This is a genomic window from Acidaminococcus hominis (genome assembly GCF_900291475.1).
In the GTDB taxonomy this organism is placed as follows: Bacteria; Bacillota; Negativicutes; order Acidaminococcales; family Acidaminococcaceae; genus Acidaminococcus; species Acidaminococcus hominis.
On sequence record NZ_OLMM01000005.1, the window covers coordinates 949,566 to 962,536 of the forward strand.

The window sequence follows — 12,971 nt, forward strand, 5'->3', positions numbered from 1 at the left end:
ATGTATTACAATTCGTACGAACAGGAAGTTTACCGGTACCTGAAAAACTACATCGACTGGGGGCAATACAAGGCCAGCCTGGAAAAGGAAGTTGCAGAACTGGAAACCAAACTGGCCATTGTCCCAGGTCCCAAGGGCACCCGGTTTGGATACAACGGGGGTGGGTCCGGCGGCTGGCACAAGGACAGCGAAGAGGAAACAGCCACCCTGCAGCGGGAAGAAGACTATACAGATCTGGAAGCCAAAAGGAAAGATCTGGAAGTCCTGGCTGACCGGCTGGGCCGGATTGACAGAGCCCTGCAGGAGCTGCCCTCTATGGATCAGACAATCATCATGCAGCGGACGGTATACGGCAGGACCTGGATCGAAATCGCCCACATGGTCCACATGGATGAAAAGACCTGCAGGGACCGGTTCAACCGGAAGCTGCTGCGGCGGCTGGCCATCCAGGTGTGCGGGCCTAAGGCAGACCCGGCCAACCGGCGCCGGAAATTCATCCTGCTGTAATAAGAGATAGATTGAAAATTCCGAAAACCCACCCGTTTTTCACCCGTCTTTTGGCGTTTTTCCGTGATATACTGGTATCGTGGTGAAAAGGAGATGACCTCCGCCTCTTCACACAGCTCATTTCAATCTTCCCTTACGAAATGAAAGCATGAGAGATACCCAGAGTCAAGAAAAAACGCCAGCAGATCTTGAAATCTGCCCAGGCGTTTTTTCTTTTGCCGGAAAGGAATGGCCATGGAAATTATTGAAAAGCCCATTGGAAGCATAACCCCATATGAAAAGAACCCAAGGGACAATGATGCAGCAGTGGAATACGTGGCCAATTCTATCCGGGATTTCGGGTTCAAAGTGCCAATTGTTGTTGACAGAGATGGGGTCATAGTGGCCGGGCACACCCGGTTAAAAGCGGCCAAACGGCTGCACCTGAAGACTGTGCCATGTATTGTGGCGAATGATCTGAGCCCGGAAAAGATTAAGGCTTTCAGGCTGGCAGACAATAAGGTTGGGGAAATGGCTACATGGAATCCGGATCTGTTACTGGGAGAACTAAAAGACCTGGTGGATCTGGATTACCCTATGGATCAGTTCGGATTTGATCTGACAGGGCTGGATGTTGCCATGGACCCAGAAGACAATGAAGAGCAAGAAGAAAAAGAAAACGAACGGGAACGGACCATGGACGCATATAACCTCCATGACTATGATCCTGGGCGTACAGCAGGGTTTTACCAGATGCCCCTGATCCAGTCATGTAAAGGGATTCCCACAGAGCTGATAGGGTTCAACTATATGCTGACGACTGAGCCACGGCCTGGGCTGGGAATCCATTTCTATGTGGACGATTACCAGTTTGAACGGGTATGGAACCAGCCCCAGGAGTACTGCGAAAAGCTGGCAGCCTTTGATTATGTGCTGACACCCGACTTTTCCCTTTATCTGGATATGCCCATAGCCATGAAGATCTGGAATGTGTACCGGTCCCGGCTGATCGGGCAGATTCTCCAGGATATGCAGGTAAAGGTAATCCCTACACTGTCCTGGGCGGAAGATGCCAGCTTTCAATTCTGCTTTGATGGGATTGAACCCGGCGGCACGGTTTCTGTTTCCACTATCGGGGTGAAACGGGACAAGGAATCCATGGAAGTATGGAAAACTGGGATGGATGAAGCCATGAAGCGGCTGAAACCATCGGCCATTGTGGTATACGGTGGGGATATCGGTTATAAATTCCCGTGCAAGGCAATTTATTTTGAAAATGCTGTTACGGAGAAGATGAAGAGTGGGCGGTAGAGGAGCCAGCAGCGGAATAAGTACCCAAAAAATAAAGTATGGGAAGGAATACCATACCATACGGGAGAAAGATGCTAATGGGAAAATGCATTTTCTCAAGATTGGAAATATCAAATTCATACTTCAAAATAAAGATGGCTCGGCCAAAACACCCATGGAAACCATGACTAAAGGGCGTGTTTACGTTTTGGTAGTAAATAAGAAAACAGGCGCAAAACTCAAGAGTATTACTTACTATGACAATAGCCTTAAAAGGTCAAAACAGATTGATTTGGATCATCCACATCAGGGAGAGAATCCACATACGCATTTAGGGTACATACATGATGAATATGGAACACGGAAGCTAACTATGAAAGAGAAAAGGCTGGTTGCCTTTGCACAGAAAACGTGGGATAATTGGATTGCGAAGCATGGCGTAGGGTGAGCGCGCCTTGATAGAGGAGGCTCCGGTTGAAATCCGGATACTTCGCATGAAGCAGAATCGGAAACGGTTCTGCTTTTTTATTGCCAGAATAGGGGGGAGTGCATGGATAGCAATACTTTCCAGCTGAAAATGCTGGGGAAGTCTCTGGTAATGGTAACCGACCAAGATATTGTTTTCCGGCGCAAGCATGGGAGGTGGGCCCTGTGGAACAGCGAAACAGAAGAGGAAAAGGTATTCCAGGATACCGAAAGCCTGCTGGATTACACCATTGGTGGAAAGAAGATAGGCGATATCCTGGACGAAAAAGAAGATTTCTCCATCCCCCTTGAAGGAGGGAGAGGCGCTTCTGGCAGCAGCGGTATGAAATCTTTTAAATTCGGGCATGCCAGTGGTGGGGGAGGAGGGCACAATAAGTCGGATTTACCCGCAAGAGTCAATGTAAGAGTAAAAGTGAAAACGCCAGAGAATGCCATAAAAACATTCATGAATCGGGCCGCATTGCGGCCCGAAAGAGAACATTCTGTCACCATAGACCGGATGGGCTTTGCCAACAGTTACACCCATGGTGGAAGTTCTTCTGTCAGCCTGGGACGGATCCGAAAAGGGGATTTGGCTGTGCATAATCATCCCAGCGGTGGGTCTTTCTCTGACACGGATCTGATTACAGCGTCCCAGCAAACTGGCCTGCGTGGTATTGTGGCGACCTATGACAAGGGAATGTTTGGCGGACAAGGGTACCGGCTTATAACCAAAGGAACCCATTTTAAAGCAGAGGCATTTGCGAAAGCAGTCAAGACGGCTTCCATGCGGGGCAAGGACTATGATGACGCGGTAGACCGTTGGCTGTCCAGAAACCAGAAAAAGTATGGGTACAAATTCAAAAACATAAAGGTGTGACAGCGGCTGCTGTCTTTTTTTATTGGATTTTTCAACAGGATAGTGGGAGACGATGAATGATGAAAACTTAGTCCCTAACAATCAACGAACACCGAGTGAACGCCGAGAAAATGCAAGAAAAGCCGGACAAGCTTCCGGGCGTAAACGCCGGGCATTAAAGACGTGGAAAGAGCTTACCAGGGAAGTACTGAGTATGCCAATGAAGCCAGGCAAAGTTGACAAAAAAATCAAAAGCCTGGCAGAAGCCAAAGAGAAAAACTTGCGGGTCCAGGACGCCATGATTTTGGCACAGACGGTCCAGGCCATGAAAGGAGATACCAAAGCATTTGGCATGCTGGCTGAGCTTTCTGGGCTCTTTGATATGGAAGCCCCTACCCAGCAGCCGCTGACCGTACCAGATGATACAAACTTGATCATACCGGCTTTTGATGGGCTGAGCGCTGATATTAAACGGCATTTGCACACCCATTACTGGCTGAAGGGCGGCCGCGGCAGCACAAAGTCTTCTTTTATATCTTTGCAGATTCCAAAGCTAATGATTGCCCATCCTGATGTGCACGCGGTTGTGCTGCGAAAGGTTGGGAACACCTTGAAGAATTCCGTTTACCAGCAAATTGAATGGGCCATTGAAGAACTGGGGCTGATGGATGAATTCAGTTTCAAAAGATCCCCCATGGAAATTACCTTGAACCGGACAGGACAGAAAATCCTGTTTTTCGGGGTGGATGACAAGGCAAAACTGAAATCCCTGAAAATGCCCTTTGGTTATGTCGGGGTGCTCTGGTATGAAGAACTGGATCAGTTCGCCGGCATGGCGGAAATCCGGAACATCAACCAGTCCCTACTGCGGGGCGGCCCGGCCACCTGGTGCTTCTATTCATTTAACCCACCAAAGAGCCGGGACAACTGGGTGAATGTGGAGCAGCTGACAGACAGATCAGATCGGCTGGTGAGCAGCAGCAATTACCTTTTGGTCCCCCATGATTGGCTGGGCGAACAGTTTTTCATAGAAGCAGAAGCCCTGAAAGAGCAGAGACCGGACCTGTATGCCCATGAATACCTGGGAGAAGTGACGGGCACAGGGGGCGATGTGTTCGGCAATGTGGCAGACCTGGAAATGACGGATGAAATGATCAACAACCAGTTCGACAATATCCGGGATGGGATTGATTTTGGTTTTGCCATTGATCCCTTTGCCTACACAAAAATGCATTATGATCCGAAAAAGCACGATCTGTACATTTTCGATGAGGTCTACGGCGTCCAGATATCCAATGAAAAAGCCTATGAGCTGGTGAAAGACCGGATCGGAAACCGATATGTCAACGCTGACAGCGCGGAACCCAAAAGTATTGCCCGGCTGTGTGATCTGGGGCTGCGGTGCTTACCGGTCAAGAAAGGCCCGGACAGCCGGGACTTTGCTATTAAATGGCTTTCAGATCTGGCCCATATATATATCGACAAACGCCGCTGCCCCAACACTTACCGGGAATTCGTGGGGTATGAATTTGCCCAGGACAAAGATGGAAATTTCATCAGCCAGTACCCAAAGGCCAATGATCATACCATCGACAGTGTACGGTATGCGCTGCGGCAGGATATGGATGGGGCCACTTATTCTTTTGATTGATGGAGGACAAATGTTTCTCAATAATTTTATCGGGATGCTGCTGAAGGCTGGAAGCCGGCAGAACATGACAACCAAACAGTTTCTGGAGAAAGAAATCTACTACTGGATCAACAGCCCGGAACGCCGGCTGCAGCTTACAGGAGACGCCTATTACCGTCAGGAACAGGCTATTGAGCATAAGCAGCGTACGGTGATCGGAGAAAATGGGGCTGTGACTACGGTACATAATTTGCCCAACAATCGCCTGGCTGACAACCGCTATGCGTTCCTGGTGGATCAAAAAGCCAATTATCTGCTGGCCAAACCAGTAGATGCCAGGGCGGGCAACGAAGCCGCCCAGGATATGGTTAATGATATTTTTGGTTCCAGGTTCCGCCGAACCCTGCGGGCTGTGGGGAAAGATGCCTTGAATTGCGGAATTTCCTATTTGTTCCCCTATGTGGACAGTGCCGGGGAGCTGGCATTCAAGCGTTTCCATGGCTATGAAATCCTTCCTTTCTGGAAAGATCAGGATCATACCGCCCTGGATGCTTTTTTGCGGATGTACCCCCAGGAAGTCTATGAAGGACAAACCAAAAAAATCGTGCAGCGGGTTGAATGGTACACCCTGGATGGGGTGCAGAAGTTCATTTATGAGGCTGGAAGCCTGAAACCAGAAAGTACAGATATTTTCCCCTATGTTGTGATCAACAGCGGGGAAGGGGAACCGGTAGAAACAAAATCTTTCAACTGGAGCCGCATCCCATTGATCCCGTTCAAGCTGAACAGTGAGGAAATCCCCCTGATCAAGCGGGTAAAATCACTGCAGGATGCTTTGAATGTCATGTACAGTGGCTACATGGACAATATGCAGGAAGACCCACGGAATGCCATTTTGGTGCTGCACAACTACGACGGCCAGAATATGGCTGAATTCCGGCGGAACCTGGCTACTTATGGCGGTGTAAAGGTCCGGGACCCGGGCGGTGTGGATGTGCTGGCCGTACCGGTGAATTCGGAGAATTACCAGGCCATCATCAACCTGTTGAAACGGGCTATCATCGAAAACGGCCGGGGTCTGGATACAAAGGATGACCGGCTGACAGCAGGAAGCCCCAATATGATGAATATCAGATCCATGTATACGGATCTGGATCTGGACGCTGATGACATGGAACTGGAATTCCAGGCCAGCATGGCGGATCTCATGTGGTTTGTGAATACTTTTAATTCGGCCCTGGGACGCCCTGTAACAGACGTCCAGTTCATTTTTAACCGGGATACCATGGTCAATGAATCTGAAGTGATTAATGACTGCCGTGCCAGCGTGGGAATCATCAGCCAGGAGACTATTATTGCCAATCATCCCTGGGTCAAAGACAGCAAGAAAGAACTGGAACAAGTCCAGCAGGAACAGGCGCAACAGATGGCTGCCATGGACCCCTATGGAGGGAATGAAGGATGGAGCAAAAACAACGGGACCCACGGTTGACAAAAAATGCAAAATACTGGTGGAAGAAACGGGCTACGGCTGTAGAAGAAGCCCAGTACCAGGACGAAATGAACTTGGCACGGGATATGCAGCGAGCCCTGGATTATGCCTATACCAGCATAGAAAAAGAAATCTATGCATTGTATGGAAAATATGCCGAAAACAACCAGATGACCCTTGCAGAAGCCCGAAAGTATTTGACAGATGCAGAACGGGAAGAGTTCCGTCATATCCTGCAGCAATATATTGATATGGCCAGAAACAATTCTGACGGCCGTTTTGACAAGCTTTTAGACGCTTTGAGTACCAGGGCAAGGGTCAGCCGCCTGGAAGCCCTCCAGGCCCGTTCTGCCCTTTATATCCGGGAAGCCTATGGTGGTATGGATAGCGCCATGCTAAGCAAGCTGGAAAACCTGATTACAGATACCAGCATGCGGACGGCCTACGACATTCAGACTGCGAAAGCCTACTATGAGCCTTTTGCCCAGGTGGACAAAAAATCCATAGACCGGGTCCTGGCTAAACCCTGGGCCCCGGATGGCAAGACCTTTTCAGACCGGCTATGGACGAACCAGAAAGATTTGATTAATACAGTACAGGATGAAATGGTAAAAGGGTTTACCAGCGGTGTAGACCCTGCTGCCATGACCAAAAGCCTGATAAGCCAGTTCGGGGTTGCCAAATATGCGGCCCAGAGGCTGGCTGTAACGGAAGGCGCTTATTTTGCCAGTTTGGCAGCAGGAGATACTTACAAAGAGTATGATGTGGAGAAATACCAGATCCTGGCTACCCTGGATGATAAGACTTGCGATATATGTGCCAGTCTGGACGGGGAAATTCATGATATGAAGGACTACCGCCCAGGAGACACAGCCCCACCATTCCATCCAAACTGCCGGACAACCACCATACCCTATATCGAAAATAATGTGCTGAAGGGGAAAGATAAACGAGCTGCCCGGGATATGGAAACTGGAAAAACGGTCCTGGTAGATGGAGAACTGACTTATCCGGAATGGAAAAAGCGATTTGTGGAAGTCCCCCAGCAGAAAGGCGGAATTGACACCGGCGGCCACGAAGGAAACGGGGTGGATGTGGATGTTTCTGGAAGTGACACTGGCTATACTGGTGAAAAAGTTGTCCAGAGGAAAAAATAATATTGAATTTAGCAGACCAGTAAGGCCTGTTTTTTTATTGCCTTTTTGGTATTGCAGGCGGAAAAGAACAAGACCGGCGGCGTGGGCGCTGACCACGAAAACAAGCGAACTGAGAAAGGACGAATACCATGAACAATGAACAGCTGAAATCTTTAGGCCTGAGTGATGATGTCATCCAGCAGATCCTGGATGACCAGGGTAAGAACTTTGTGCCGAAATCCCGTTTCAATGAGGTGAACGAGGGAAAAAAGGCACTGGAAGCCCAAATGACTGAACGGGACGCCCAAATGAAGGACCTGGAGACGAAAGCCAAAGGGAATGACGAATTGCAAAAGCAGATCCAGAGCTTGCAGGAAGCTAATAAGAAGCAGAAAGAAGCCTATGATGGGCAGATCCACCAGATGAAAGTGAATAATGCCCTCTCTGCTGCCTTAGTGGCTGCTCACGCCAAAAACGTGGACGCTGTTAAGGCCATGCTGCATATGGACAAGTACGAACTGGCAGAAGACGGTTCCATCAAGGGCATGGCTGATGCCATTTCCAAAGTCAAGACGGAAAATGCCTGGGCTTTTGATGATAAGCCGGCAGCCGGGGGAAATAAGCCTACCATTAAGCTGGGCGGCTTCCAACCGGGTGAAGGGGCAGATGGCAGCGGGAAAGGCGACCATGTAGCTTCTGACAGCGAAATCATCTGGAATGCCATGCACGGCCGATTCCCTGCAATGAGTAAGGAGGAATAACATGCCGAACGCTTTTGAAAAAACTCAAATTTTCCAGACGCTGCTGGATCAGCAGATTACCCAGGAAGCCACTTCCAACTTTCTGGAAGCCAATGCCGGCCAGGTCATTTACAACGGCGGCGATACCGTAAAGATCCCGACGATCACTACGGACGGTCTGAGCGACTACGACCGACAGACTGGTTACCCCAGCGGCGCTGTTACCCTGGCCTACGAAACCATGAAAATGACCCAGGACCGGGCCCAGAGCTTTAATATCGACGCCATGGATGTGAATGAAACCAATTATATGGTGAATGTGGGCAATATCATGGGAGTATTTCAGAGAGAAAAGGTAATCCCTGAAATTGATCTATATCGGTGGAACCAGATTTTCCTGGCTACGGAAGGAGCAAAACATTCCACGGCGAAATCCCTGACCAAAGATATTATCCTGGACGAACTCCAGGCAGACATTACGGCGGTGGAAGATAAAGCTGGGACCCGAAACGGCCTTGTAATTGTGATGAATATCAACACTGCTTCCCTGCTGAACAGTGCCCTAGACAAAAAACTGGACCCTGTTACTTTCACTTCCGGAGAAATCCACACGGAAGTAAAAGGACTGGATGGAATCCCCATCATTAAGGTCTCCAGTACCCGTATGAATACGAAAGTAACCAAGGACACCAGCACGAAGGCACTGAAAGCTGCCGGCGCTGCTATTAACTGGCTGATTTTCCCCCAGTTTGCTCCCATTGCTGTGTCCAAAACGGATACGGTCCGGATCTTCAGTCCTAACGGAGAAGCCGGCTATCCTGCATACCAGGGTGCCAATGCCTGGCATGTAGACTACCGGAAGTTCCATGATATTTGGATCCCCAAGAACCGACTGGACGCCTTCTATGCCCATGTTGACCCTGCAGCCTGACGGAAGGGTGATGTAAATGGACAATAAACCAACGGCAGCTGACTGTGGGACCTACATCACGGCTTTGACCGGATACCAGCCTACGGCGGAAGACGGCGTACTGCTGGGCATCCTGCTGGATACAGAAGAACAGCTGATCCTGAACGAAACTGCCCAGGATTCGCTGCCTTCTGCCCTGTATGGCACCCTGCGGGATGCTGCCTGCAGTCGTTTTCTGATGACAAAGAAGGAAACGGTGCTGGGCAGCGACAGCCTCCAGGTGGTCAAAAGCATTTCTGAAGGAGATGTATCTGTCTCCCTGGATGGATCCACTGCGGAAGCTCGATTGGATGCTCTGATCCAGGAACTGGCAAAGGAGGACCTGTCATGTTTCCGAAAATTGCGGTGGTGAAAAAAGCTGTACAGAGCCTCTATGATGCCACAGCGACAGTTTCCACCTGGAAGAAAGAAAAGAATGCCAGCAATATTACCAGGGAAAAGCTGCAGCAACTGGGAGAAACCCGCTGCCGTGTGGTTTATCGGTCTGTGCCAGCAGCCCAGGGGAATGATACGGCTGACCTGCTGCCCGTTGAGATATCCATGAACTACGATGCTGAAACATTGACTATCCCCCCAGGAAGCCGGATCCATATTAAATGGGATGATGGCAGAGAAGAAGACTTCCAGAATTCTTCTTTTCCGGCCGTCTATTCCCATCATGGGTCCGTCCAGCTGGAAAGAGTGGGGAGACGGCCATGAGCGTAAAAGTGGATGTATCCGGTTTTGCAAAGTACCGGGCCAGCCTGGGCAATGCAAAAGTGGAACAGCATATCCAGGGGGCCTTGAAAGAAACAGTCATAACCGCGTTGGGAGCCACAAAGAAGGCTACACCTGTAATTACGGGTACCCTGCGCCGGGAATGGAAGGTGACTCCCGTCATGAAAGAGGGAACGGCCTATGTGGCCTCTCTCTACAATGACACAAAATACGCCCCCTATGTGGAATACGGGCACCGGACCAATCGAAAAGATGGCTCCCATGGATGGGTGGAAGGACAGTACATGATGACCAATGCCTGCAAGCAGGTACAGGCAGAGACTGGTAAAATCGGCAAGAAGCACATCCAGGCCATGCTGGCAGAAATGGGGATGAAATGACCAACCAGACTGTGATCAACGCCATAGCCCTGGCCCTGGAGCCCCTGCAGGCTACTGTGTATGTGACGGAAGCCAAACAGGATATCCGGGACGGGGATATTATAGTCATGGCCACGGGCACCATGAGCAGCCGGCTGACAGCCTGGCGCTACAGCGTGGGTTATTCCTTTGACGTGGTTTATCTGTCAGAAGACAAGGAAAAGGCCCTGGCTGTGGCTGATGACCTATTCGAGCTTTTGGAAGAAATCAATACTGACGACGGCCGGATCCGCGGATCCGGCTTTTCCTATCACTGGGCAGACGGTGCTCTGCATTTTCTTGTGACCTATCAGGTGCTCCTGACCAGGGCACAGGAACAAGGGCCTATGATGAAACATCTGACCATCAATGGAGGGATCAAAAATGGATGAAATGGCAATGGGCGGCCCTTCTTTTACAAAAGAGCTGCTGCTGCAGAGTAAAAAGTATGAAGGTTATGTGGATATCCTGGAAGCACTCCTGGATGACGACAAGCTTTATACCAGCGAAGAGGTGGATTCTCTGATCTCCACCTTTATGAAAAGGAGCGTGAACTGATGAGCTACGGCGGTGGTACTTTCCTTGTGCAGAATAAAGTCCTGCCAGGTACTTATATCAACTTTGTCAGTGTAGCCAAGGCCTCTTCTGAGCTGTCTGACCGGGGTTATGCGGCCCTGGGGCTGGAACTTGACTGGGGCCCGGACAAGCAGGTCTTTACTGTAGAACAGGAAGACTTTCAGACCGACGCCCAGAAGTATTTCGGGTACGACTATACGGATCAGAAAATGAAAGGGCTGAGAGATTTGTTCCTGAACCTGAAGACGCTGTACTGTTACCGGCTGAACAGCGGCGGGGCAAAGGCCCTGTCTGATTTCTGTGAAGCCAAATACAGCGGGATTTGTGGGAACAAGATCATGATTACGATTTCCGCCAATGTGGATGATACGGCAAAGTTTGACGTATGCACCTATTTTGACGGGGACCTGAAAGACCGGCAGACCGGGGTTAAGACCCTGGCCGACCTGGACGACAACGACTATGTAAGGTGGATTGATACAGCCAATATTGCGGTGACCGCTGGCACATACCTGTCCGGTGGGACCAATGGCACAGCGGCTACCGGATCCACCCATAGCGATTTTCTGGCACAGCTGGAATCTTATTCTTTTAATATCCTGGGATGCCTGTCTACGGATGATACGATCAAGAGCCTGTATCTGTCCTATACCAAACGGATGAGGGACGATGTGGGGGCCAAATTCCAGTGCATCGGCTATAACAAATCCGGGGACTATGAAGGGTGGATCAACTGTACTACAGGGGTAAAGGATGCGGACTTCCCGGAATCAGCCCTGATTTACTGGCTGGTAGGGGCAGAAGCTTCCTGCCAGGTAAATCGAACCGTGGGGAATAAAGAATATGATGGGGAATTTATTCCGATTGTCAAAACCAAGCAAACGGATCTGAAAAACCAGATTTTAAATGGGGAACTTTGCTTCCATCAGGCAAATGGCAGTGAATTTTATGTGCTGAAGGATATCAACAGCCTGACTAGTTTCACAAAGGCTAAAAATAAGAACTTCAGGCTGAACCAGGTCATGCGCGTCCTGGATCAGTGGGGTAATGATATTGCCGTCCTTTTTGGAAAGTATTATATGGACAAGGAACAGAACCTGGCTCCCGGCCGGACCAACTTCTGGAATGACATTGTGGACTATTCTCAGAAGCTGGAAGGGATTGGGGCCATTGATACCTTTGATACTGACAGCTTAAAAGTGGAGCAGGGAGAAGAAAAGGAATCTGTGGCGGTTACTGTGACCATCGATCCTGCAGTGGCCATGGAAAAATGTTATATGTACTGCTATGTAGCCTAAGAGGGGGTGAAGTACAATGGCTAAACTGATGAACGCCAAAGATGCGGTATGGGCTGGTATGGGGTCCGTTTACATTACCCTGGACAATAACAGGATCTGCCTGATCCAGGCAGTGCATGTAACGGCCAAATACAAGAAGGACAAGAAAAAAGTCAATATTATGGGAACAACGGTAGTCGGAAACAAGGGCGGCAGCCTGACGTATTCCGGCAGCCTGAGCCAGTATTACAACACGTCCCTTTTTCGGAAGTATTTAAAACGGTACCAGGACACAGGAGAAGATTTCTACTTTGATGTAATTCTGACCAACGAAGACAAGACGTCTGCGGCCGGGAAACAAACTGTAATTTTGAAAAACTGCAACTTTGATGATGGTACAATCGCTGAACTGCAGGCAGGCGGGGACGTTCTCGTGGAAGAGTCCAATTTTACGTATGAACGATTTGAAATGCCGGATGAATTTGCCACTCTGGACGGCATGAAGGCATAAGGAGGAAGAAAGTATGGCACTTGATGTATCTATGTTTCTGGCTAGTAAAGCAGTTCCTGTCAAGGAAACCACATATGTGGTTTCTGACCGGTTCGTCGATGCAGAAGGGAAACCAATTCCGTGGGTGCTGCGGCCCGTGTCCAGTGCAAAGGACAAGGAACTGAAACAGGCCTGCACGAACAACGGCCACTTTGACAACGGAAAATATGCTGAAATGCTTACGGCTGAATCTGTGGTAGAACCCAATCTGGCAGATGCTACACTGCAGGACAGTTACCATGTTTACGGGAAGACTGAACTCCTGGAACAGATGCTTTATGCGGGGGAAATGAACAAGCTGCAGCTGAAGGCCCTGGCCATTAATGGCATGGCCACCCCGCTGGACGAACTTGTGGCCGAAGCAAAAAACTGATCAGGGAGGGAG

The 12,971-nt window shown here is 49.6% G+C and carries 17 protein-coding genes; all 17 read left to right on the forward strand.

All coding sequences use genetic code 11. The annotated features are described in order from the left end of the window. The 17 genes from C7E10_RS10880 to C7E10_RS10955 all read left to right on the forward strand — a co-directional run bounded on the left by C7E10_RS10880 (position 1) and on the right by C7E10_RS10955 (position 12,959). Positions 1–507, forward strand: coding sequence for a DUF722 domain-containing protein (locus tag C7E10_RS10880; protein ID WP_146109064.1), 507 nt, complete (start codon positions 1–3; stop codon positions 505–507). Between the two features lie 234 nt (positions 508–741). Next, positions 742–1,797 (forward strand): DUF4417 domain-containing protein, encoded by a 1,056-nt coding sequence (locus tag C7E10_RS10885; protein WP_200820221.1) that lies wholly within the window; start codon positions 742–744, stop codon positions 1,795–1,797. After that, positions 1,787–2,224: a hypothetical protein gene (locus C7E10_RS10890; protein WP_105327296.1), complete on the forward strand. Its 438-nt coding sequence runs from the start codon at positions 1,787–1,789 to the stop codon at positions 2,222–2,224. Before C7E10_RS10885 ends, C7E10_RS10890 begins: the two co-directional genes overlap by 11 nt. A 150-nt stretch (positions 2,225–2,374) precedes the next feature. Next, complete coding sequence (locus tag C7E10_RS10895; RefSeq protein ID WP_146109065.1) at positions 2,375–3,121, forward strand: hypothetical protein; 747 nt, start codon at positions 2,375–2,377, stop codon at positions 3,119–3,121. A 193-nt stretch (positions 3,122–3,314) separates the two neighbouring features. After that, positions 3,315–4,751, forward strand: a complete 1,437-nt coding sequence (locus C7E10_RS10900) for a PBSX family phage terminase large subunit (RefSeq protein ID WP_234997696.1) — start codon at positions 3,315–3,317, stop codon at positions 4,749–4,751. A gap of 10 nt (positions 4,752–4,761) precedes the next feature. After that, complete coding sequence (locus tag C7E10_RS10905) at positions 4,762–6,222, forward strand: phage portal protein (RefSeq protein ID WP_160101883.1); 1,461 nt, start codon at positions 4,762–4,764, stop codon at positions 6,220–6,222. After that, positions 6,192–7,379 (forward strand): minor capsid protein, encoded by a 1,188-nt coding sequence (locus C7E10_RS10910; protein ID WP_105327299.1) that lies wholly within the window; start codon positions 6,192–6,194, stop codon positions 7,377–7,379. The genes C7E10_RS10905 and C7E10_RS10910 overlap by 31 nt, the downstream gene beginning before the upstream one ends. Positions 7,380–7,507: 128 nt before the next feature. Continuing rightward, complete coding sequence (locus C7E10_RS10915) at positions 7,508–8,119, forward strand: phage scaffolding protein (protein ID WP_105327300.1); 612 nt, start codon at positions 7,508–7,510, stop codon at positions 8,117–8,119. Position 8,120: 1 nt separating this feature from the next. Then, positions 8,121–9,029, forward strand: coding sequence for a hypothetical protein (locus C7E10_RS10920; protein ID WP_105327301.1), 909 nt, complete (start codon positions 8,121–8,123; stop codon positions 9,027–9,029). Positions 9,030–9,045: 16 nt separating this feature from the next. Further along, positions 9,046–9,420, forward strand: a complete 375-nt coding sequence (locus C7E10_RS10925; protein ID WP_105327302.1) for a head-tail connector protein — start codon at positions 9,046–9,048, stop codon at positions 9,418–9,420. Next, positions 9,396–9,767 (forward strand): hypothetical protein, encoded by a 372-nt coding sequence (locus C7E10_RS10930; protein ID WP_105327303.1) that lies wholly within the window; start codon positions 9,396–9,398, stop codon positions 9,765–9,767. The genes C7E10_RS10925 and C7E10_RS10930 overlap by 25 nt, the downstream gene beginning before the upstream one ends. Further along, entirely contained in the window at positions 9,764–10,165 is a 402-nt protein-coding gene (locus tag C7E10_RS10935) for an HK97 gp10 family phage protein (RefSeq protein ID WP_105327304.1), read from the forward strand. The genes C7E10_RS10930 and C7E10_RS10935 overlap by 4 nt, the downstream gene beginning before the upstream one ends. Further along, the gene (locus C7E10_RS10940; protein WP_105327305.1) at positions 10,162–10,575 is read left to right on the forward strand and encodes a phage tail terminator family protein; all 414 of its coding nucleotides are present in this window, start codon (positions 10,162–10,164) and stop codon (positions 10,573–10,575) included. Before C7E10_RS10935 ends, C7E10_RS10940 begins: the two co-directional genes overlap by 4 nt. Continuing rightward, a complete protein-coding gene (locus C7E10_RS12240; protein WP_200820222.1) occupies positions 10,568–10,741 on the forward strand; it encodes a hypothetical protein in 174 nt (57 codons plus the stop codon). Before C7E10_RS10940 ends, C7E10_RS12240 begins: the two co-directional genes overlap by 8 nt. Next, a complete protein-coding gene (locus C7E10_RS10945) occupies positions 10,741–12,057 on the forward strand; it encodes a phage tail sheath subtilisin-like domain-containing protein (RefSeq protein WP_105327306.1) in 1,317 nt (438 codons plus the stop codon). Before C7E10_RS12240 ends, C7E10_RS10945 begins: the two co-directional genes overlap by 1 nt. 16 nt (positions 12,058–12,073) lie before the next feature. Continuing rightward, positions 12,074–12,547 carry a phage tail tube protein gene (locus C7E10_RS10950; protein ID WP_105327307.1) on the forward strand — a complete coding sequence of 158 codons (474 nt, stop codon included), beginning with the start codon at positions 12,074–12,076 and terminating at the stop codon, positions 12,545–12,547. 13 nt (positions 12,548–12,560) lie between these two features. Continuing rightward, positions 12,561–12,959 carry a phage tail assembly chaperone gene (locus C7E10_RS10955; RefSeq protein ID WP_105327308.1) on the forward strand — a complete coding sequence of 133 codons (399 nt, stop codon included), beginning with the start codon at positions 12,561–12,563 and terminating at the stop codon, positions 12,957–12,959. The last annotated feature ends 12 nt before the right edge of the window (positions 12,960–12,971 follow it).